The 21,381-nt window shown below is 71.0% G+C and carries 18 protein-coding genes; 8 read left to right on the forward strand and 10 right to left on the reverse strand.

All coding sequences use genetic code 11. From position 1 onward, the window contains the following. The first annotated feature begins 4 nt into the window (after positions 1-4). The 5 genes from aroA to ABD080_RS13290 all read left to right on the forward strand — a co-directional run bounded on the left by aroA (position 5) and on the right by ABD080_RS13290 (position 5,369). Positions 5-1,333: a 3-phosphoshikimate 1-carboxyvinyltransferase gene (gene aroA, locus ABD080_RS13270; RefSeq protein WP_137770462.1), complete on the forward strand. Its 1,329-nt coding sequence runs from the start codon at positions 5-7 to the stop codon at positions 1,331-1,333. Continuing rightward, a complete protein-coding gene (rsgA, locus tag ABD080_RS13275) occupies positions 1,330-2,370 on the forward strand; it encodes a ribosome small subunit-dependent GTPase A (protein WP_264449422.1) in 1,041 nt (346 codons plus the stop codon). Before aroA ends, rsgA begins: the two co-directional genes overlap by 4 nt. 74 nt (positions 2,371-2,444) lie before the next feature. Beyond that, positions 2,445-3,236, forward strand: a complete 792-nt coding sequence (gene hisN / locus ABD080_RS13280; RefSeq protein WP_343905513.1) for a histidinol-phosphatase — start codon at positions 2,445-2,447, stop codon at positions 3,234-3,236. A 168-nt stretch (positions 3,237-3,404) separates the two neighbouring features. Beyond that, a complete protein-coding gene (locus tag ABD080_RS13285) occupies positions 3,405-4,625 on the forward strand; it encodes a pyrophosphate--fructose-6-phosphate 1-phosphotransferase (protein ID WP_343905515.1) in 1,221 nt (406 codons plus the stop codon). 24 nt (positions 4,626-4,649) lie between these two features. After that, a complete protein-coding gene (locus ABD080_RS13290) occupies positions 4,650-5,369 on the forward strand; it encodes a C2 family cysteine protease (RefSeq protein WP_343905518.1) in 720 nt (239 codons plus the stop codon). Positions 5,370-5,432: 63 nt separating this feature from the next. Here the strand turns inward: ABD080_RS13290 and ABD080_RS13295 are convergent, their stop codons facing one another. After that, a complete protein-coding gene (locus ABD080_RS13295; RefSeq protein WP_343905520.1) occupies positions 5,433-6,089 on the reverse strand; it encodes an SGNH/GDSL hydrolase family protein in 657 nt (218 codons plus the stop codon). A 731-nt stretch (positions 6,090-6,820) separates the two neighbouring features. Here ABD080_RS13295 and ABD080_RS13300 point away from each other — a divergent pair. The 3 genes from ABD080_RS13300 (at position 6,821) to ABD080_RS13310 (ending at position 8,255) form a co-directional block, all read left to right on the forward strand. Beyond that, positions 6,821-7,060, forward strand: a complete 240-nt coding sequence (locus ABD080_RS13300; RefSeq protein ID WP_343905523.1) for a hypothetical protein — start codon at positions 6,821-6,823, stop codon at positions 7,058-7,060. A 65-nt stretch (positions 7,061-7,125) separates the two neighbouring features. Then, entirely contained in the window at positions 7,126-7,590 is a 465-nt protein-coding gene (locus ABD080_RS13305; RefSeq protein WP_343905525.1) for a hypothetical protein, read from the forward strand. Beyond that, a complete protein-coding gene (locus tag ABD080_RS13310) occupies positions 7,587-8,255 on the forward strand; it encodes a hypothetical protein (RefSeq protein WP_343905527.1) in 669 nt (222 codons plus the stop codon). The genes ABD080_RS13305 and ABD080_RS13310 overlap by 4 nt, the downstream gene beginning before the upstream one ends. A 65-nt stretch (positions 8,256-8,320) precedes the next feature. Here the strand turns inward: ABD080_RS13310 and ABD080_RS13315 are convergent, their stop codons facing one another. From ABD080_RS13315 to ABD080_RS13355, 9 genes are all read right to left on the reverse strand, one after another. Then, positions 8,321-8,608 carry a hypothetical protein gene (locus ABD080_RS13315; protein WP_343905530.1) on the reverse strand — a complete coding sequence of 96 codons (288 nt, stop codon included), beginning with the start codon at positions 8,606-8,608 and terminating at the stop codon, positions 8,321-8,323. Continuing rightward, positions 8,605-9,024 carry a hypothetical protein gene (locus ABD080_RS13320; protein ID WP_343905532.1) on the reverse strand — a complete coding sequence of 140 codons (420 nt, stop codon included), beginning with the start codon at positions 9,022-9,024 and terminating at the stop codon, positions 8,605-8,607. Before ABD080_RS13320 ends, ABD080_RS13315 begins: the two co-directional genes overlap by 4 nt. Beyond that, positions 9,021-9,344, reverse strand: coding sequence for a hypothetical protein (locus tag ABD080_RS13325; RefSeq protein ID WP_343905534.1), 324 nt, complete (start codon positions 9,342-9,344; stop codon positions 9,021-9,023). The genes ABD080_RS13320 and ABD080_RS13325 overlap by 4 nt, the downstream gene beginning before the upstream one ends. 83 nt (positions 9,345-9,427) lie before the next feature. After that, on the reverse strand, positions 9,428-10,501 hold the full coding sequence (locus ABD080_RS13330; protein WP_343905536.1) for a peptidoglycan-binding protein: 1,074 nt from the start codon (positions 10,499-10,501) through the stop codon (positions 9,428-9,430). Positions 10,502-10,618: 117 nt separating this feature from the next. Next, positions 10,619-14,143 carry a hypothetical protein gene (locus ABD080_RS13335; protein WP_343905538.1) on the reverse strand — a complete coding sequence of 1,175 codons (3,525 nt, stop codon included), beginning with the start codon at positions 14,141-14,143 and terminating at the stop codon, positions 10,619-10,621. After that, positions 14,137-15,303, reverse strand: coding sequence for a hypothetical protein (locus ABD080_RS13340; protein WP_343905540.1), 1,167 nt, complete (start codon positions 15,301-15,303; stop codon positions 14,137-14,139). The genes ABD080_RS13335 and ABD080_RS13340 overlap by 7 nt, the downstream gene beginning before the upstream one ends. Further along, positions 15,300-16,139: a hypothetical protein gene (locus ABD080_RS13345; RefSeq protein ID WP_343905542.1), complete on the reverse strand. Its 840-nt coding sequence runs from the start codon at positions 16,137-16,139 to the stop codon at positions 15,300-15,302. The genes ABD080_RS13340 and ABD080_RS13345 overlap by 4 nt, the downstream gene beginning before the upstream one ends. Positions 16,140-16,154: 15 nt before the next feature. After that, the gene (locus ABD080_RS13350; RefSeq protein ID WP_343905544.1) at positions 16,155-17,003 is read right to left on the reverse strand and encodes a hypothetical protein; all 849 of its coding nucleotides are present in this window, start codon (positions 17,001-17,003) and stop codon (positions 16,155-16,157) included. A gap of 1 nt (position 17,004) precedes the next feature. Next, complete coding sequence (locus ABD080_RS13355; protein ID WP_343905546.1) at positions 17,005-21,378, reverse strand: tape measure protein; 4,374 nt, start codon at positions 21,376-21,378, stop codon at positions 17,005-17,007. Positions 21,379-21,381: the final 3 nt, after the last annotated feature.

Raw genomic sequence — 21,381 nt, forward strand, 5'->3', positions numbered from 1 at the left:
GCGCGTGACCACCGACGTCCTGTGGACCGCCCCGGTCGCACAGGGGCCGGTCGACGCCCTCGTGCGGGTGCCGGGCTCGAAGTCGCTCACGGCCCGCTGGATGCTGCTCGCCGCGATCGCGGACGAGCCCTCGCGGCTCACGGGCGCGCTCGTATCCCGGGACACCCGCCTCATGCGCGATGCGCTCGAGCGGCTCGGCGCCCTGTTCTCCGTCGAGGACGGCGCGCTCTCGGTGGTGCCGATCCCGCCGCCGGGCGAGCACCCGGCGGAGCCGATCGAGATCCACTGCGGCCTCGCGGGCACGGTCATGCGCTTCGTGCCGATGCTCGCGGCACTCCACCACGGCGACGTCCGCTTCACCGGTGACGAGGGCGCCCTCGTGCGGCCCATGGGCGCGGTACTCCAGGCCCTGCGTGCGCAGGGCATCGAGGTCACCGAGCACGGCGAGCCCGATCGCCTGCCCTTCACGGTCCACGGCCGCGGGAGCCTGCGCGGCGGCCGCATCGAGGTCGACGCCTCCGCCTCGAGCCAGTTCGTCTCCAACGTGCTCCTCACCGGCGCGCGCGGCGAGGAGGACCTCGAGCTCGTCCACGTGGGCGCGACGCTCCCCTCGCTCCCACACATCGACATGACGCTCGAGACCCTCGCGCAGGCCGGTGTCACCGCCTCGCACGACGTCGATCCGGACGGCCGCCACCGCTGGCGCGTGGCCCGCGGCTCCCTCCACCTGGACGAGATCACCGTCGAGCCGGACCTCTCCAACGCCGGTCCGTTCATCGCGGCCGCGCTCGTCACCCAGGGCACGATCGCCGTCTCCGACTGGCCGGAGACGACGACGCAGCCCGGGGACGGATACCGCGAGTTGCTCACCCGCATGGGGGCGGAGGTCTGGCGCGAGGAGGACGAGATGCTCTTCCGCGGCGACGGCAGCCTCCACGGGATCGATGCGGACCTCTCCGCCGTCGGCGAGCTCACCCCCACCATCGCGGCGCTCTGCGCGCTCGCGGACTCCCCCAGCCGGCTCACGGGCGTCGCGCACCTGCGCGGCCACGAGACCGACCGTCTCCAGGCCCTCGCCGCGGAGCTCACCAAGCTCGGCGCGCGCACCACGGAGCTCGAGGACGGCCTCGAGATCGTCCCCGGTCCCCTGCGCGGGACGGTCTTCGAGACCTACGCGGACCACCGCATGGCGACGGCCGCGGCGATCATCGGGCTGCAGGTGCCCGACGTCCGCGTCGTGGACGTGGCCTGCACCTCCAAGACGCTCCCGGACTTCGTGGGGATGTGGCTGTCGATGCTGCACACGGAGGCCCCGGAGGGCGGCACCCCGTGAGGAGGGGTGCGCGGGACCTCGACGAGTCGGACGTCCGCGTCCGTCCCAACCGTCGCGGGTCCCGTCCGCGCACGAAGGACCGCCCCGCCCATGCGGACGCCGTGCAGGCGCGCGTGATCGCCGTGGACCGCGGCCGCTGGCGCACCGTGGTCGACGCGGGAGGCGAGGAGCAGCGGATCGTCACGGCGATGCGCGCGCGGGAGCTGGGCCGCTCCCCCGTCGTCCCCGGGGACCTCGTCGGTCTCGTCGGCGACACCTCCGGCCGCGACGGCTCGCTCGCGAGGATCGTCCGCATCGAGGAGCGCAGCTCGTTCCTGCGCCGCAGCGCGGACGACGACGACTCGACCGAGCGGCCGCTCGTCGCGAACGCCGACCTCATGGTCATGGTCACCGCGCTCGCGGACCCGGAGCCCCGCGGCGGCATGATCGACCGCTGCCTGGTCGCGGCCTTCGTCGCCGGGATCCCCGCCGTGCTCGTGCTCACCAAGGCGGATCTGCGCGCCCCCGAGGAGTTCCTGCGCACCTACGCGCCGCTCGGGCTGGACCACGTCGTCACCCACCAGGAGGCCGACGGGACGATCGTGGGGCTGGACGCGCTGCGGGAGCGGCTCGAGGGGAACGTGAGCGTCCTCGTGGGCCACTCCGGCGTCGGGAAGTCCACGCTGCTGAACGCTCTCGTGCCGGGCGTCGGGCGCGCCACCGGAGCCGTCAACGATGTCACCGGCCGCGGCCGCCACACCTCCTCCTCCGCGCTCGCCGAGCAGCTCCCCGGCGGCGGCTGGGTGATCGACACCCCGGGCGTGCGCTCCTTCGGCCTGGGGCATGTCGCGCCCGAGCAGCTGCTGGACGCCTTCGCCGACCTCGCGGCGCTCGCCGAGCAGTGCCCCCGCGGGTGCACGCATCTCGAGGACGCCCCGGACTGCGCGCTCGACGCGCTCGTGGAGGCCGGGGAGGCGGGCACCGCCGGGCCCGCCCGCCTCGCCTCGTACCGGCGCCTCGCGGTCACGCTGCGCAAGAACGATCCTTGGGACGTCTGAGCGCGGCGACGTGCAAGGCCGGGTCCTCGCGTCGCTGCGGGCCCGGTGGGCCGCGACCGCCTAGGGTGTGACGCATGTCCAGCCGATACGCCGATGACCTGCGCCTCGCCCACGTGCTCGCCGATGCCGTGGACCAGCTGACGATGTCCCGCTTCAAGGCGCAGGACCTCGAGGTCTCCACCAAGCCGGACCTCACGGAGGTCACCGACGCCGACCGCTCCGCGGAGGAGATGGTGCGCGCGCAGCTCTCCCGCTCCCGCTCGCGGGACCAGGTGATCGGCGAGGAGTTCGGCTCGAGCGGCTCCTCGCCGCGGCAGTGGGTCATCGACCCGATCGACGGCACGGCCAACTTCGTGCGCGGGGTCCCCGTGTGGGGCACCCTGATCGGCCTCGTCGAGGACGGCGAGCCCGTCGTGGGCCTCGTCTCCGCCCCCGCGCTGTCGCGCCGCTGGTGGGGCGGCGAGGGCGCCGGCGCCTGGACGGGGCCGCGGCTGAGCTCGGCGAGCCGGCTGCAGGTCTCCTCGGTGGACAGCATCGAGGAGGCGTCGCTGTCCTACTCCTCCCTGCACGGCTGGGCGGACATCGACCGCCTCCCCCAGATGCTGAACCTCATGCAGCGCTTCTGGCGCACCCGCGGCTACGGCGACTTCTGGTCCTACATGCTGCTCGCCGAGGGCGCCGTCGACGTCGCCACCGAGCCCGAGCTCAAGCTCCACGACATGGCCGCCCTCGTCCCGATCATCACGCAGGCCGGCGGCCGCTTCACCTCGCTCGACGGCGAGCCCGGCCCGTTCGGCGGCAACGCCGTGGCGACCAACGGCCTGCTCCACGAGGAGGTCCTCGAGGCGCTCGCGGCACGCGGCTGAGCCCGTCGCCGCCGAAGGCCCTGAGCGACGCGCGACGGCCGTGCACCGACGCCGCTCGGACGGACGGGATCCGTGGAGCGGCCCCCGCTACGATGTGAGCGACCTGCGCGCCGGGACCCGGGAGGGTCCGCCGCGCGCCTGCCATCGGACCCTCGGAGGACCTGCCTCATGACCGTCAAGCGCGTCGCACTGCTCACCGCCGGGGGCTACGCCCCGTGCCTCTCCTCCGCCGTCGGCGGCCTCATCGAGCGCTACACCGAGCTGGTGCCGGACGTCGAGATCATCGCCTACAAGCACGGCTACTGGGGCCTGCTCTCCGACGAGAAGATCGTCGTCGACGAGACGGTGCGCGCGAACGCGCACGTGCTGCACGACTTCGGCGGCTCGCCGATCGGCAACTCCCGCGTGAAGCTCACGAACACCGCGGACCTCGTCAAGCGCGGCCTCATCGCCGAGGGCGAGGACGCCCTCGAGGTCGCCGCGAAGAAGCTCCAGGCGGACGGCGTCGACGTGCTGCACACGATCGGCGGCGACGACACGAACACCACCGCCGCGGATCTCGCGAAGTACCTCGCGGACAACGACTACCCGCTGCAGGTCGTCGGGCTGCCCAAGACGATCGACAACGACATCGTCCCCGTCAAGCAGTCCCTCGGTGCGCGCACCGCCGCGGAGCAGTCCAGCCTCTTCGCTCAGAACGTACTCGCCGAGCACGGCTCGAACCCGCGCATGCTCATCATCCACGAGGTCATGGGCCGTGCCTGCGGCTACCTCACCGCGGAGGCCGCCCGCTACTACCAGCAGTGGCACTCCCGCCAGCAGTGGCTCTCCCAGATCGGCCTCTCCGCCGAGAAGTGGGACGTCCACGCCGTGTTCCTGCCCGAGCTGAAGCTCGACATCGACGCCGAGGCCGCGCGCCTGCGCACCGTCATGGACGAGGTCGGCAACGTCAACATCTTCCTCTCCGAGGGTGCCGGCATCCCCGAGATCGTCGCGGAGATGCAGGCCCGCGGCGAGGAGCCCGAGAAGGACCCCTTCGGCCACGTCAAGCTCGACACGATCAACCCCGGCCAGTGGTTCGCGAAGCAGTTCGCGGAGAAGCTCGGCGCGGAGAAGGTCATGGTCCAGAAGTCCGGCTACTTCTCGCGCTCCGCGAAGGCGAACGCCGACGACCTGCGCCTGATCAAGTCGATGACCGATCTCGCCGTGCAGGTCGCCCTCGAGGGCGGCTCCGGCCTGGTGGGCCACGACGAGGAGCAGGGCGACGTGCTGCGCGCGATCGAGTTCTCCCGCGTCGCCGGCCACAAGGCCTTCGACGTCTCCCAGCCGTGGTTCCACGAGGTCATGGAGCGCACCGGCCAGGGCGTCGTCCCCGCCGAGAAGCACTGACCCCGGCCACCCCGAGCCGCTGAGATGGCGCCGCGGATCCTCACCTGGCGCCGCGGCCTGCGCGCGCTCCTCCGTCCCGGAGGGGCGCGCGCCGTCGTGCTGCGGGAGGACGACTCGCCCCTGTGGGCGCCGGGCCGGCCCCGGCAGGGCATGCTCGGCGACTGCTGGGTGATGGCCTCGATGCTCGCGGTCCACGAGACCGCGCCGGAGCGCCTGCGCGCCCTGCTCGCCGAGCAGGCGGACGGCGCCGTGCTCGTCACCCTGCCCGGGGCGCCGCCGCTGCGCGTGGACCGCTCCCTCCCGGTCGACGAGCACGGCCGCTTCCTCCTCGGACGGATCGACGGGCACGGCCCCGGCTGGGTGGGCGTGCTCGAGAAGGCAATCGCCGAGCACGTCGCCGGAGGGTACGGCTTCCTGCAGCGGGGGCTCGCCCGCTACGGACTCCAGATCCTCACCGGCGGCCGCGGGCGGATGCTGCTGCGCTCCCCCGACGCCGGCACGATCCGCCGCTGGCGCGCCGAGCACCGCGCGATCACCGCGTCGACGCATCCGCTGAGCCCGCGCGTCAGGACCGAGCACGGACCGCTGCCGCCGAACCATGTCTTCGCCGTGGTCGACGCCGATCCGCGCACCGGGCACGTGCTGCTGCGCAACCCCGTGCGCCCTGCCGCGCTGCTGCGGGTCGACGCCCGCAGCTTCCGCCGCGGCTTCCTCGCCGTGGACGTCACCGCTCCCCTGCGCTGAGCGCGCCCCTCCGCGGCCGACGATGCCGCGCCGCGCCAGGAGCCCGGCGCGGGAGCTCCGGGCTCAGGAGCGGCGGGCGACCGTGTGGTCGAGCGTGCCGAAGACGTCCAGCCACGCGTCCGCCACCAGACGGTGGCCGGCGATCGTGGGGTGCACGCCGTCCTGGGCGATGCTCGCGGGCGTGTGCCCCACGGCCCAGGCGTCCTCGAGCACCACCTCCAGATCGACGATCGCGGAACCGAACTCCTTGCCGAGCGTGCGGATGATCGCGATCTTGCGATCCAGCTCCCCGTGGTACCCGGCCTTCTCCTCGTCGACGTCCGCCACGAAGGGCAGCACGAGCAGCACCGGCAGGCCCGGGCGGGACGCGGAGAGCTGGTCGAGCAGGAAGCGGTAGTCCGCCTCGAAGTCCTCGTCGGAGACGTGCTCGCCGCGGGTGAAGCCGTGCCACACGTCGTTGACGCCGACGTAGATCGTCACGACGTCCGGGCGCAGGTCCAGGCAGTCCGCGTCGAAGCGGTCACGCAGGTCCAGGACCTTGTTCCCGCTGTTGCCGCGGTTGATCACGGTCGCGGTGGGCTCGTGGGCGGCGAAGTGCTCGGCGAGCAGGCGCACGTACCCGAAGCCGAGGCCCTCGGGATCCTCGGAGCGGCTGCAGTCGGTGATCGAGTCGCCGATGAACACGAAGGTGCGGGGCGCGGGCGCGGACGTCATGGTCATGCGCACATCCTGCCAGAGCAGGACCGTCCTCCGGCGCGCGGCAGTCCCCCACGCGCTCGCAATAGTCGAACCAGCGGGTCAGCCGCTTCCACACTGGTGGACCGAAGGACGCTCAGTACGCCTCGGGCGCGACGGCGAACCTCTCGACGCTGTGTAGTCCGCTCGCGAGGAGGCCCATCAACGGTGCGGACGGAGTACCCGGCACTCCCGCGCGCCCGGCGCAGCAGCCCCGGGGTGTCGTCGGGGCTCGACGCCGAGTCCGAGAACATCTCCACCTTTCCAAGCGGTCCTACGACACGCCCGCGCGTTCAGGCCGAGATCTTACGGAAAGGTTTGCGTATAGGTCACCGAATTCGGGGCAAACCAAGAACCCCTGATCAGCATTGTTGCTGACCAGGGGTCCTATCTCGTAGCGGGGGCAGGATTTGAACCTACGACCTCCGGGTTCCCATGTATTTATTTCGTGACCGTTCGTCTACCAGCGAAGACGCTCCGAATAGACGGCCTCCGCTGCCACTAAAGACGAGACGTTTACGTTCTCGGGACGGCGACCTGCGGTGCAGCAACCGCCCGCCTGGACCATTTCCGGCCATTAAACGGCCCCCCGGTCGGAACCTCGCGACCTCCTCGAGCACCCCCGCCGCCCGTCTACCACTACTAGACGGTGCGTCTATTATCCGCTACGATGAGGGGGTACAGCAGTACAGCCCCACCGCCACGAGGAGCCCGACATGACCGCCACCACCACCCCGACCGAGCGCACCGGCCGCGTCCGCGCCGACGAGGTCGTCGTCGGCGAGAAGCTGACCGTCTTCCCCGCCGTGCTGTTCCCCGCCCTCGTCCTCGAGGCGACCCCCGGCATCGACCTTAACTTCCGCCGCGTCGTCGAGTTCCGCCTCGAGGGCGAGCGCGAGACCGTCGTCCTCCCCGTGTCCAAGACCGTGTTCGTCGAGCCGAACACCCTCCACTGAGACCGGCGCTGACCGTCGCCTCCACCGCATACGATCGGACAACCCCGCCACAGAAGGAGCCCGCCATGCCCAGCAAGCCCCGCCCGTCCGTCCGCGACGCGTGGCGCGACCTCGCCGCCGCCGTCAAGGCCCCCGCGAACCCACCGCCCGACGATGCGCCCGCCGCGCCGGCGAAGCGGAAGTGGTCGACCCTCCCCTCCGCCCGCTTCAAGGGCACCGACGGCGAGCTGCAGCTCTACCCCGACGCGGTCGACCACGTCCACGGCATGACGAAGGAGTCCGCCCCGCTGGGCACCATCACGTCGGTGACCGTCGAGGACGGCGCAGACCTCGAGGCACGGATCACCGCGACCCGCCTCGTTCTCGTCGGCGTGTTCGCGCTCGCGTGGCGCAAGCGCACCGGCGGCGAGAAGTTCCTCGTCGTCGAGTCCACCGACACGACCCTGCTCGTCACCGTCGACCGCAAGGACGTCGCGAAAGCGCAGAAGTTCGCCGCCGCCGTCCGGTCTTCCGCGAAACGCGCCTCATGAACGGCTGGCCGCAACGACTGCTCGACGTCACCTCGACCTACGAGGGCCTTGCGAGCTGGATTGTCGCCGTAATTGCGGTTCTCACGGGAATTACCGCGATACTATCCTTGGTGCAGGCGAAGGCTCTCCGCTTCGAGGAAGCCAGGCCATACGTAGTGGCTGGCTTGCGACGTGTGACACCAACCGCCGTGGAGCTTTACATTAAGAACTACGGGCGAACCGCGGCATATCAGATCACCGTCGATAGCGCCCCGCCCCTATGGTCGCTGACATTTCCGAAGCGATTTCGCCCACCCCAGGAACTGCCGATGCTTGCGCCCGGCGACGAATGGTCCACCATCTGGGAGACGAAAGCCGGGAACCGAAAAGGGCTTCCTGACCGTGCCAATCGCTTCGAGGTAAAGCTCCAATACAGGGCGCGCGTGGGCTCGAAGTTCAATGGCGGCCCCCGGTACAGACCAATTTCAGATAGCATTGTAATAGACTTCCAACCCTATCTCAGTACAACTTTCGTCGACGTAAGACCTTACGGCGATATTGTAAAGTCGATCGAGAAGGCGACTACCCAGTTGCGCGCCATCGCAATAGTGGGCAAGGAGTCGCCACCCGAGGCGAATAGCGGTCGATTCGAATGGCTTAAGAAGCTCCTTTCTCGAACGAAGTAGGAATGGCGAAGCGGCCCCCTCCCGATGATGGGAGAGGGCCGCTTCGCTGTTCTCGGGGGGCGAGGTCACTCCTTCTCGACGCCCGTCCCGAGGCCGATCCGCGCGAGGAGGTCCTGCACCGCCTCGAGCGCCATGATCCGGGTCGCCGCGGCGACGATCGCGCCGAGGACGGCGACCACGCCGCCGAGCCACGCGACCCACGCGTCCGGCAGGTACGGGCCGAGCTCGTCCTGCACGACGGGGATCGCGACCAGCAGCACCGGCACGACCGCGACGACGTACGCGACGACCGTGCGGAGCGTCGCCTTCCAGGGATGAGCGACCTGCGTCGGCAGGCCCTTGTGCGTGTTCACGGTTCGGTCTCTCCTTCGTCGGTGGATGCAGTGGGCGGCGTGTAGACGATGAACGCGGCGAGGTCCGCCGGCACGCTGGGCGGGATCGCGCCGGGGAGCTGCTGCGACACCCAAGTGAGCAGCACCCGCACGTACTGAATCGCCGACCAGCGGAGGTCCCGCTCGAAGACGATGTCCTTCTCGATCCGGTCAATGCGCGCCCGGTCGTCCTCCCGGTCCTTCCGAAGCCGGTCGACCTCCCCCCGGAGCGAGTCGACCAGCGACCGGAACCCGTCGATCGCGGTCGCCGCCTCCGCGGCGTCCGCGTCCCGCGCACCCTTCCGCTTGTCCACCCACACCCTGTAGACGGCCGCCACGCCGCCGCCGGACGTGGCAGCGACGATGATCGCGATGACGAGTTCGCTGTCCACGTTCACTCGATCCTCGCCTCCGCTGCCCACCGCGCGTCGGTCGACACCCGCAGCAGCGCCCGGAGCCGCACGGCGGCGAGGATCATCCCGCCGGTCATGAGCAGGGCCCGAGGCCCCGATCCGAGGGAGTCACCGAATGTCTGCTGCCAGGACAGGAACGCGTAGATCGCGAGCCCGCCGGCGACGAGCACGACGCCGGGGAGCTCGAGCTTGTACGACCGGGCGACCCACCCCAGCGCGAGGAGCAGCCCGCCGAGCGCGAGGAACACGCCCCACGCGGTCGTGAGGGCGAGGCCGAGCGCCTCGTACGATCGCGGGGGCGACATGAGCACCCACGTGCCGGCCGCAGCGACGAGCACCCCGACGGCGGCCCCGGCGGCACGCGATCCGATTCCGGGCGGGTACGGCATCACTTCACCGGCGCTTCCCACGCGGCGGCCCACGTCTCGGGGCCGACCTTCCCGTCCTGCGGCTGCCCGACGGTCTTCTGGAACTGCTTGACGACCTTCGCCATGGTGTCGCCGTACCGGCCGTCCGCGCCGTCTCGCTCGAGCTCCTTCCAGCCGCGAGCGATCAGCCGCTCCTGGAACTTCGCGAGCCCGCGGGAGTGCCAGCGACCGTTCTTGTCTCGGTAGACGTCCGCCGGCACCGCCGTGTTGAGCCCGGTCCCGGAGACGCTGGTCTTCCCGCCGGACGCGGGCCCGTAGAAGAACATCGCGCCCTTCCGCCGCGGGAGGGGGAACGCGGGGGCCTTCGCGGCGGCCGCCGGGGCGGGGGCCGGCTTCGTCGCGGCGGGCTTCGTCGCCGCCGGCTTCGCGGGGGCGGCGGGCGTGTCCGCCGGCGCGCCCTTCATTCGCTGCCACGTGTCCGCGCCGGGGATGCCGTCGGCGGTGAGCCCGTTCGCCTTCTGCCACGCCTTCACGGCGGCGATGGTGCCGGGGCCGAGGTCCCCGTCGACCTTCACGCCGACGACCGCCTGCGCGTCACGGACCATCGAGTCCGTCACCCCGTAGAACGGATGCAGCGTCCCGTCGACGGTGTCGTTCGTCCGCTCGTTCTCCGCGACGAAGACGCCGTCCGCGAACGACCCCCCGCGCCCCTTCCACGACGTGTTCCCGCCGACCGTCCAGAACCGCTTCCCGGACACGCGGATCACGAGCTCGACGTGCTTCCCGCCGCGGAAGGTGACGATGTCGCCGACGCGGACGTCGGACTTCCCCGCCGACCAGCGGCCGCGGGCACGCGCCCACACCCGGTAGTCCGGCACCCATGCGGTGCGCGGCCCGTAGATGCCGACGTCGAGCCCGGCCTGCGCCATGACCCACGAGACGAACATCGCGCACCACGCGACCCCGTTCACGCCGTACCACTTCCCGTACTTCGTGAGGTTCGAGCCCCGCGGATGTTCCGCCGAGCTCTTGGACACCTCCGCGCGGGCGACGTCGACGACTCGCCCGATCTGCGCGTCCCGGTTGCTGGACATGGACTGCTCCCTTCCGGCCCGGCACCCGCCGGACACGACGAAGCCCCCGGAGCGGATGTGCTCTCGGGGGCGGTGGTGAGAGGGCGGGCCTCGTGGTGAGGCCCGCCCCGGTTGCGGTCACTTCTCGTAAGTGATCCAGATTTCGGCGTTCGCCAGGCGGGCCTGCACGTAGTACTCGAGGTTCGTCGAGGCGGTAGACAGGCCGAAGCCCCGCCACGTCCCGGACCGGAAGCCGTCGAGGTAGTTCGCCGGCACGTCGATCGAGTACTGCGCGTTCCGCTTGACCTTCAGCGTCCGGATCGACGTGTCGAGGCCGCCCGTGGTGAAGCTGGTCTTCCCGTGGAGGCGGATGTCGACCGTGCCGCCGGCACCCCAGTACGTGTGTGTCACGTAGAACCGGAGCTGCACCTTCTTGATCGTCGCTCCGGACAGGTTGCCGTTCAGCGAGTTGAACCACCACGCGCCCTCGCGCGCGGGCACGTTCGGGTACTTGCCCTGGTAGACCGTCCCCGCCTTGTCCGACAGGAACGAGGACGCGCCCTTGTTCCACGACTCCGCCCGCGTCGCCGCGAACTTCTCCGTCCTGGTGACCTTCTCGACCGTCGCCGGCGGGGCGTCCGCCGTGCCCTCCGCGGGGGTGCCCGTGTTGAACCAGGACATCCCCGAGGAGCCGACGGTCGGCCCCTCGTCGCGGATGGTCATGCGGATCGCCTGCCCAGGCGACCCCTCGAACCGGTAATCCCGCCCGGAGACACCCTGCGTGGACCACCAAATCTGGACGGGGGTGTCCTCCGTGATGCCGAGGTCCGCCGTGGACAGCCAGCCAGTGAATCCGGCCATCGAATAGGTGATGGTGGACGCGGGCTGGGAACCGACGTAGATCGCGAGCTGCCCGGATTTGGACACGTCGGTCGCGTTGTAGCGGAGCCGCTCGACGATGCGGAGGCCCGTCGCTCCCGACCGGGTGCGGACGAGCCGCTGGTCCAGCGTCACGGAGTACATCCGGTCCGGGCGGAGCAGGAGGGACAGGCGCATCCGGTCGACCTCCGAGGAGGTGCCGTCCCATGCCGTGTTCGACGTCGAGTACGCCCACGCGACGACGCCGCGGGCCCCGTCGTCGACGATCGTCGCCACGTCCCGCCCATCGACGGTGACCATCCCCGCCTCGAGCGACGGCGTCGCGATCCCGTCAGGAGCGACGGTCGTGTCACCGATCGTGAGGAGGTTTTCCCCCGACGGACCGAGCCGCACGAGCTCGTACTCGAAGCCGTCGTCGTCCAGGCCGATGAGGACGACGCCGCCCTTGTCGATCACGACCCGCTGCCCGGTCTCCGACGTGCGGATCACGCCGGCGGTCACCATCTCCGAGGCGAGCTTGCGGATCACCGCCGCGTCGATCGTCGCGCCGTCGGTGACGACGAGGTGCTCGACGGCAAGCTGCATGATCGCCGCAATGCGCGCGACGAGCCCAACCTCGTCAGGGTCGTCGGGGTCGCCGACGATGAGCAGCTTGTTCGCCGAGACGGTGCCGTCCTGGATGTGCACGCCGCGCACGGAGTCGGCGACGAGCTCCCCGTCCGGGCCGACGGCCGCGATGGTGAGCTCCCCGGCCGTGATCTTGTGCGCCGCGAAGATGTCCGCGAACAGGCGGTCGACGACCGCCTCCGTGAACCGCGACGATCCGGTGACGACGAGCTTCCCGACGTCGAGGTTCGCGATCACCTCCGACCGGACCGTCCGCGGCGACCACTGCGACCCGGTCCACGTCCACTGCCCGTAGATGTTCCCGGACCCGTCGACCCGCCACCACGTGTCCCCGACGACCACGCCCGGGGTCGACGAAGACGCCGCCGCCGAGGAGACGGTGATCGCGTTCTTCCCGTTCGCGGACGTCTTGATTTCCGCCGTGATCTGCCCGCGAGCCGTGGCGAGCGCCGCGAGCGCATCCGCGAGGGCCTTGTCCGCCTTCGTCTTCGCGTCGGCGGACGCGGCGGCGACGGCGGCGGCCTGCGCGGCGGCGGCCTTCGATGCCGCGTCCGTGGCCGCGCCGGCGAGGGCCGCGGCCTTCGCGGCGTCGGCCTTCGCCTGCGCGTCGGCGGCGGCGGCCGTCTTCGCGGCGGCCTCCGCGGCGGACGCCGCCGCCGTCACCTGCGCCGGCGTCGCCTTCGAGGCCGCCTCCGTCATCGCCGCATCGGCGCGAGCCTGCGCGGCGTCCGCTGCCGCCTGCGCCGCGACGAGCCGAGGGTAGGTCTCCGTCACGTCCACGAAGCGGAAGTCGTCCACGTACACGACCTGGCCGGCGTTCTCGGCCTTGTTGTAGGCCGCCGCCTGGCCGGCCCACGCCCGGTAAGCGAGAGCGCCTTCCGGTGCCTGGAAGAACCATGTCGCCGTCGACGTCGAGTTCGCAGGGACCGTGATCCTTCCGTTGGTCCCCGAGATGACGTAGCCGATCATCGGCCCTGCACCATTCTGCGCAGTGCGCGCGTCCCAGGTCGTGATCCACTGCTGCTCGTGGTCCCCGGCGCGTACCGTCGCGCTCACCGCGTACCAATGCCCGGGGGTGAGAGCGCCGAAGAAATAGGCCCCGTAGTTGTTTCCCGCGTTCCCGGATGCGGTGTACTTGACCGACCAGGACCCGGACGCGGCCCACTCCTGCGACCGCTCGATCTTGCCCGGGTACGGGCCGGGAAGGGGGCCCATTCCCCGCTCGAAGCTGGGGTCTGCCCACAGTGACGGCCCCGCCGCCATGTCCGCACGGAGCGCCGCCGCGGCGTCCCCCGCCGCGACGGCCGAGTTCCACGCGTCCCGCGCGTCGAGGGTCGCCTGTTCCGCGGTGCGCTGCGCGCCCTCCGCCGCCGCCTGCGCCGTCGCCGCCGCCGACACCGCCGCGTCCGCCCGCTGCTGCGCCTGCTGCGCCGCCTCCCGCGCGTCGAGCGCGTTCTGCGCGGCCTGCGCGAGCTCCGACGACGTCGTCGCCTGCCACTCGTCCGACGCCTCGAGGTACACGTACGTGACCGCCGACTCGACGACCTCCGTCGCGGGGTCATCCGGCACCGGCCGAATCCAGATGTTCGACGGCGTCCGGTCCGCACCGGTCGGCTCCGTCTCCGAGACGATGACCCGACCCTTCGACGCGGCGATCCCCGCCGCCTCGAGCGCCGCCTGCGACGCCGCGAGCGCCGCCGTGTTCGCCTCCGTCGCCGCGGTCGTCGCCGAGTCCGCGACCGCCCGCGCCGCCGCGAGGTCCGTCCGGATCGCGTCGAGGTCCGACGTCGACGGCCCATCCTCGAGCCGCCCCTCGAGCTCCGCGAGCGCAGCGGCCGCCTCCGCGAACGCCTGCTCCCGAGCGATCCGCTCCGCCTCGAGGTCGCCCTTCGCCCCGTCGAGGTCCTCGCGGGTCTCCTCGAGCTCCTTCTTCGCCGCCTCGATCGCGAGCGCGGTCTCGTCGATCAGCGCCGGCAGTTCGCGGACCGAGGACTCCTCCCCGGACTCGGGGTCCGTCCACACGGCGTCGCCCGTCTCGCCGAGGTCCTTCACCCCATGCGGGCGGGTCTCGAGCGCGGCCGCACGGTCGTTCAGCCGGCGGACGAGGTCCGCCATGGCGGCTTTCGAGTCCGGCTTCAGGTTCCGCCGCTTCACCATGCGAGCTCCTCTCCGAGCGCGTCCGCCTGGCACTCGAGGGCCACGACGTCGCTTCCGTACGTGTACTTCGCCGCGATCACCCGCAGCAGGTGCTCCCCGTCCGGGACGTCGAGCCACCCCTCCGCGTTCACGACCGCGAGCTCCCCGCACCACCAGGTGCCGATCGGCTCGTCCGACGAGTCCGCGTTGACGGTCAGGGACACCTGGTCGAGGGCCTCCGTTGCGAGCCGCGCCTCCGCCTTCGACTTCAGCAGCGCCGACGACCCCGACGCGTCGTCCTGCTCCGCGTCCGCGTCCGACGTGACCACCTCGACGAACGGCATGTACTCCGACAGCTCCGCGACCTCAGCGACGGCGACCGCGATCGCCGCGCCCTCCCCCGCCCCGGTCGTGTAGACGCGGTGCGCGATGCCCGTCGCGTCCGAGGTGACCGTCATCGACGACACCGACGAGTCGACGGACGTCGCATCCCACAGCACCGTTCTCTCCTGCGGGAGCGTCGGCTGCGCCTCCGTGCCGACGGTCAGCCGCCACCGGAACGCGGTCCGCTGCTCGTTCGCCCACTCCGGGCGGAACGCGACGTCCGGGCCGTTGATGACCTCCGTCATCTCCTTGACCCGCTTCCAGACCTCGTTGTTCGCGAAGTTCCAGCCGGCGTACGTCCGGACCCGTTTCCCCGTCTCTCGGGGGGGCGTCACGAGCGGCAGGTACCCGTTCCGCTTCGCCATGCCCAGCCGGAGCACCTCGCCGATGATCGACGGGAACGTGTCCCCGTGGAACCGGATCGTCGCCTTCCGCGCGTCGCCGGCCGTCGCGACGGGGTACTCCTTGTCGAGCAGCACCCGCCGCTCGAACAGCCACCCGGGCCCCTTGCCCTTCAGCGTCACGGTGCCCGCCGCCCGGTTCTCCGCCGGCGGATCCGACACCGCGCACACCGTCACCGGCCGCTCGACGTCGTGCGCGTCGGTGTACGTGATGACGAGCGCGCCGGCGCGGACCCGCCAGAAGTCCGGCTCGACCCCGTCGAGGGAGTCCCGCGCGATGACGAGGGTCAGGTCGTCGTGGTCGTTCAGCGCCATGTTCAGGGTGCCGGAGGTGACGTCGAGCTTCGGCCCCACCTCGCCGGTCATCGTCCGCCCGAGGTACGCCGACCAGGTCACGCGAGCGCCCCAATGTCGACAGCCGAGAAGTTCGTGCCGGGCCAGTTCCCGGACGCGCCCTTGTAGTAGAGGATCGCGTTCTTCGAGTCACGCTTCACGGACCGGCGGAGGGTGACGACGTGTGTGCCGGCGGTCAGCGACGAGTTCATGTTGAAGTACTTCGTCTCCGCGATGTTCTCGACCTTCATCTCCCACGACCGCTGCACGTTGCCGTTGATCAGGAGGTCCCACTTCATCGACGACCAGACACCGTCCGCCGTGTCCTCGAGCGCGAGCGTCTGGAAGAAGCGCCAGTCGATCAGGCGGTCCTCCTCGAGCGTGATCGTCTTCCGCATGACCTCGACGACACCGACGGGCATGTGGTATCCGTGGCCGACGGACTCCTCCCACGAGATGAGGCGACCCATGGACCCACCCACGAGCGGCGCGAACCGTCGATCACCGAGCGTCGACGTCGTCGCCGTCGTCGCCGTGATCCCCGCCGGCACGGTCCGCCGGTCGAGCATGACGTTGTTCGCCGGGAGCGACGTGCCGACCTTGATCGCCCCGTCCGACCCGGCGTAGATGATGTCCGTCCGGCTGCCCGAGGACGGCGCGGCCGCCGTCGGCACCGTCACCCGGTCGGTGGGGACGACCAGCCGTCGCGAGTCGCCCGCGGGGACCACCAGCACCGCCGGCGCGACCGCGTAGGCCATGCTCGACGTGCCCGTCACCACGCCGCCGCGTGCGATCGACGGCTTGTCCGACCGGTACAGGGACCACAGCCACTGCTGGAAGTCCTCCGGGGTCGTGCCCGTCCCGTCTGCCGCGGCGGCCTTGCCGATTGCGTAGCCCATGAGGGCCCCCTTCTCTCAGATGTAGGTGTCTCGGTGGTGGGTCTCGCACCAGCCGTCGCCGCCCTGCAGCGCGGTCAGCGACGGGGTGACGGCCCGGCCGGGGCCGATCCTTGGCCATTCGCGGAGGGTCGCCTGCTTCGTTACGTTCGCCGACCCGATCCACACGGACCCGGCCGACTCGATCTGCACCGGCGCGGTCTTCGTCGTCGGCCACGGCCACTCGACGGACCTCCGGTCGACGGTGAGCCGGAACCCGCCGGGGAAGTCCCCGACGATGAGGAACGACGGGTACGCGTCCGCGTCGCCGCGGTTCACGACCTGCCCGTCCTCCGCGAGCGCCGACCCGTACGACATGACCCCGGCCGGCGTGAACAACGGGAAGACGAGGCCGACGCCCGCCTCGACCGGCCGGGTGAAGTGCACCCGCTCCTCCCCGAACAGCCAGGGGTCCGGCGAGTAGAGGGGGAGCTGCACGGTCGCCGACGCGATCCCGTCCGGGACGATCCCCGGCTCCCCGTCGAGCTTCACCGGGCACGAGAGGGTGAGCCCGTCGACGGTCGCCGTCAGCGTCCCCTCCTCGCCGTCCCACAGGACGGCGGACAGGGAACGCATGACTCGGTCCCGTTCTCGGGGGTCGGTGACCTCGAGGTGTCCCTTCACGGTGATGGACCGGCCGGTGCGCCATGCCCGCCCGGCCCAGCCGCCGTGCCCGACACGGTCCGTCTTCTCCGTGCGCACGCCGACGCCGCCGTACCAGCCGGTGACGTCGAGCAGGACCAGGCGCACGCCGGCATCCGGGACGGCGTCCGAGTCGAAGTCGACCCGCACCCCGCCCCACTCGATCGTCGCGCTCGTGACCGCCACGTCAGCCCACCTCCACCGTGAGTAGATGCAGGTCGAGCGATTCGCCGACCCTCCGCCCGAACGTCGTCGGATCGCCGTCGCCCTCCGACACCTGCGGGTAGACGTTCACGTCCCCGAACCGGCCACGCCGGTCCTGGTCCTCGAACGACTTCGCGAGCACGTCCCACTGCGCACCGTTGAACACCGGCTCCGGACGGTTCGACAGGTTCACGGCCACGCCGCCCGGCTTCAGCCAGCCGCCGTTGTCGTACAGGCCCGCCTGCACGAGCCCGCCGCCGAAGTACCCGCCGGCCCGGCCCCACCCCTTCTCGAGGTCGCCGTAGCGCGACAGGGTGTAGCGGATCGACGCGACGATGTTCGCGAGCGGGTCGTAGATGTCGCTGGACAGCGACCGGTCCCGGTACGCATCGAACGTCGGCTGGATGACCTGCATAAGGCCCTTCGACGGCGTCCCGCGCTTCGCGTTGCTGTCCGTGAGGTTGATCGCCCGCGGGTTGTAGCTGGACTCCTTGTTCATCCGTGCGAGGAGCGCGGCGAGCCGCTTCGGCCCGAGCTGCCCCTCACGCGCGAGCGCCTCCGTCGCAACCCCGGTCCAGCGGGCCGCCCCGGCGACGGTGCCCGCCGTGTCCGTCGCGAAGTCACCGAGCGAGGACAGTGCGTCCTTCGCCCACGACACCGCGCTGCCGATGACGTTCTCGGGGAACGCGAACAGCATGTCCGCGAACGGGCCGTCGCCGACGCCGTCCCGGACCCGGTCCTTCAGCGAGTCCCACAGGCCGTCGAACGGGTTCCACCAGGAGGAGCCGCTGTCCCCGGGCTCCTCGCCGTTCGCGAAGCCGCCGACGTGCACGTGGTTGTAGTGCATCCGCTTCGTCTTCGCCGGGAAGTCCGAGCGGGGGATGCCGCCACGGGACAGCTGCCGGCCACCCATGGGGGTGTGGATGAGCTCCGAGACCCGGAAGTTGTCCCTCACGTAGTTGAAGAACGACCGCATGGCCGACGCGGTGCCGGCGAAGTCGACCGCGCGCCCGAGGGCGTGCAGCGACGTCGACCCGGTGCCTGCCGTCCGAGCGCCCGCCCGGTACGTCGACGTGATCGTCATGCCCTCGTGCGGGATGGACGAGATGTCGGACGCCGAGTGCAGCACCCGGCCGCCGCTCGCGTAGCCGCCGAGCGCCGCGGCTCCGTGCCGGTTCAGCGCGTCGAGGTACCCGGGTGCGGCGTTCCGGATCGAGTTCTGCGACTCCTTGCGGATCACGAACTCGTCGGCGTGGACGACGCCGGCGGGCGCGTACTTCGCGCCGGGGCCGGTGTAGCCGCCCGTCGCCCACCCGACGGTGAACTTGCCCTCGTCGACCGTGGGCACCTTGAACAGCTTCGCGACCTCGTTGTACTTCTTCACGATGCCGTCGCGGACGATGTCCTCGACCACGAAGCGGACCGGCTCCTTGGCCTTGTCCCGGATGCCGTTCCACACCGCCTCGACGGTGTCGCGGAGGGTCGAGAACGCGTCCCCGACCCCACCCGTGACCGTGTCGAACAGCGGCTTGATGGTGTCGCGGAACCATGCCGCGACCGGCTCGATGATCTTGTTCCGGATCGCGGACCAGACGTCCGAGATGCGGTCTCGCATGGTCGCGAAGCCGTCCTTCAGCCGGTCGATCACGTTCCGGATCGTCGGCCAGGCCGTGTTGGTCAGCCAGTCGGCGACGACCCGCACGGCCGTCCGGACCGCGTCCCAGACGATCTGCGCGAGGGTCTTCCAGCCCTCGAACGAGTTCTTCAGGTACCCGATGACGGCGTTCACGATCGGCCAGGCCACGTCCCGGAACCATCCGACGACCGCGGAGATTGCCGCCTGGATGCCGGACCACACCGGCTGCATGACGTTGTTCCACAGCCACGTTGCGGCGTCGCCGATCCACTTCAGGGTGAGCTGGAATGCCGGCCAGCCAATGGTCGTCACCCACGTGATGACGCTCGCGATCGCGGCCTGGATACCGTCCCAGGCGGGCTTCAGCACCGACTGCCACAGCCACGTCGCCGCGCCGGCGATCGTGTCCCATGCGGCCTTCAGGATCGGCCACGCGACGTCACGCACCCACGCGACAACGGCACCGATCGCCGTCTGGATGCCCGCCCACGCCGGCGCGATGATCGTGTTCCACAGCCATAGCGCGACCGGCGCGATGACGTTCGCGAAGTACCACTTCAGCAGGTCGATGTACAGGCCGATCGCGGTCACGACGACGGCGATCGCGATGCGGATGCCCTCCCACACCGGCGTGATGACGTTCTGCCACAGCCACATCGCGGCCGCCGCGATCCCGTCCCACGCCGTCTGCAGCGCGGGCACGAGCGTCCCGGTGACCCAATCGGCGACGACACCGATCGCCGTCTGGATGCCCGACCAGGCGGGGAGGATCGCGTTCTGATAGAGCCACAGGGCCCCGGCGGCGATCCCGTCCCACGCGGCCTGCAGCACCGGCAGCGCCGTCCCCATGAACCAATCGGCGACGGCCTGGACAGCGGCCTTGATGCCACCCCAGATCGTCGCCCACAGCTGCCGGCCGGTCTCCGTCTTCGTGAAGAAGGCCCACAGGGCGACGCTCAGCGCACCGACCGCGAGGACGATCCACCCGACGGGACCGGTCAGGGCCGTGAACAGCGGGCCGATCTTCGTCACGACGCCGATCACCTTCGTGACCACGCCGAACACGGTCGTGAAGATGGGCGCGAGCACCCCGAACACCTTCACGAGCCCGAACACGGCACCGCCGACGCCGACGATCAGCGGGAGCGCCGGCGACAGCCACTCGATCAGGCCCGCGAGGCCGTTCACGATGGTGACGATGACGGGGGCGGCGGCCTGCAGCGCCCCGCCGAGCGCGACGGCCGCCGCGGCGAGCACCGGCCCCATGGCGACCGCGAGGTCCGCCACGACGGGCACGAGGGTCTCGAGGGTCGACCCGAGCGCCCCGGAGAGCACCTCGAGCAGGTTCCCGAACGACGCGCGGACGTCGTCGTTCGTCGCGATGAGCGTCACGAGCCCGCCGACGATCAGGCCGACGGGGCCGCCGAGGAACCGCAGCATGGGCGCGAACCGGCCGAGCGGCCCGAGGAGCCCCTTCACCTTCCCGCCGAGCGCGCCGAGCGTCGACCCGAGCTTCCCGAACATGGCGAGCCCGCCGGCGATCCCGGAGCCGACGAACAGGGCCTTCGCCCCGACGGACAGCTCCGAGAACCATCCCCACAGCGACACGGCGTAGGGGGCGACGGCGTCGAACGCGGCCCGCAGGTACCCGATCCCCGTCACGACGACGCTCGACGCCGTCTGCCACGCGTCCCGGATCGCGAACGCGACCCGCACCAGCGCCGAGTCCTCCTCGACGCCGTCGGCCCAGTTCTCGGGCTTGAACGCGCCGGAGCCGATCACCTCGAGGATGCCGCCGATCGACTCCGTGAACGTGGAGACGTAGCCGAGCGCCGCGGTCGCCGCGGCCTGCATCTTCGGGGTGAGCGCGTCGAGGAACGGGCCGACGGCCTTCGACGCCCCGTCGATCAGCGCGGTGATCTGCCCGAAGAACGGACCGATGAGCGGGTACACGCCGCCGAGCAGCGTCGCACCGAAGCGGGACAGGGCCGCACCCATGTTCTTGAACGCGCCGGAGGTCGTGTTGCCACCCTCGAGGGCGGCACCCTGCATGGACGACATGGCCGACAGGAAGTCGTCCGTCGACACCTTGCCGGCCGCGCCGAGCTTGTAGACCTCCTCCGCGGAGACCCCCATCTGCTCCGACAGCAGGGACACGATCGGGATGCCCTTGTCGCCGAGCTGCGCGAACACGTCGCCCTGCACCTTGCCGGACGTCGCCACCTTGTTGAAGATCGACCCCATGTCCGACATGGACGTGCCGGCGATCGTCGCGGCGTCGCCGACGAGCCCGAGGTACCCCTCGAGGTCCTTGCCCGGCTTGATGCCGGCGGCGACGGCGGCCGCGGCGGTCGTCGCCGCCTCGTCCATGCCGAACGCGGTCCCCGACACTGCGCCGAGCGCGTTGTCCATGATCGAGGAGACGTCCTGCGCCGAGTTGCCGAGCCCGCGGAGCTTCGCCTCCGCGTTCTCGATCGACGACAGGCGACCGAAGCCCTTCGCGAGGGACGTCGCGAGGACACCACCGGCGGCGATACCGACGCCGAGCGCGGACTTCTTCAGCAGCCCGCCGAGACGGCTCGAGAACGACTTCCCCGACTTCTGGGCGGCACGCTCGCCGTCCTTCTCGTTCGGGAAGACCTCCTCCTTCGTCTTCTGCGAGATGCCCTTCGTCACGGGAATGATTTCCACGTACGCCCGCGCGAGCTCGATGTCCGCCACCGG

Origin of the sequence: Brachybacterium rhamnosum, assembly GCF_039526185.1 — a bacterium.
Taxonomy (GTDB): domain Bacteria; phylum Actinomycetota; class Actinomycetes; order Actinomycetales; family Dermabacteraceae; genus Brachybacterium; species Brachybacterium rhamnosum.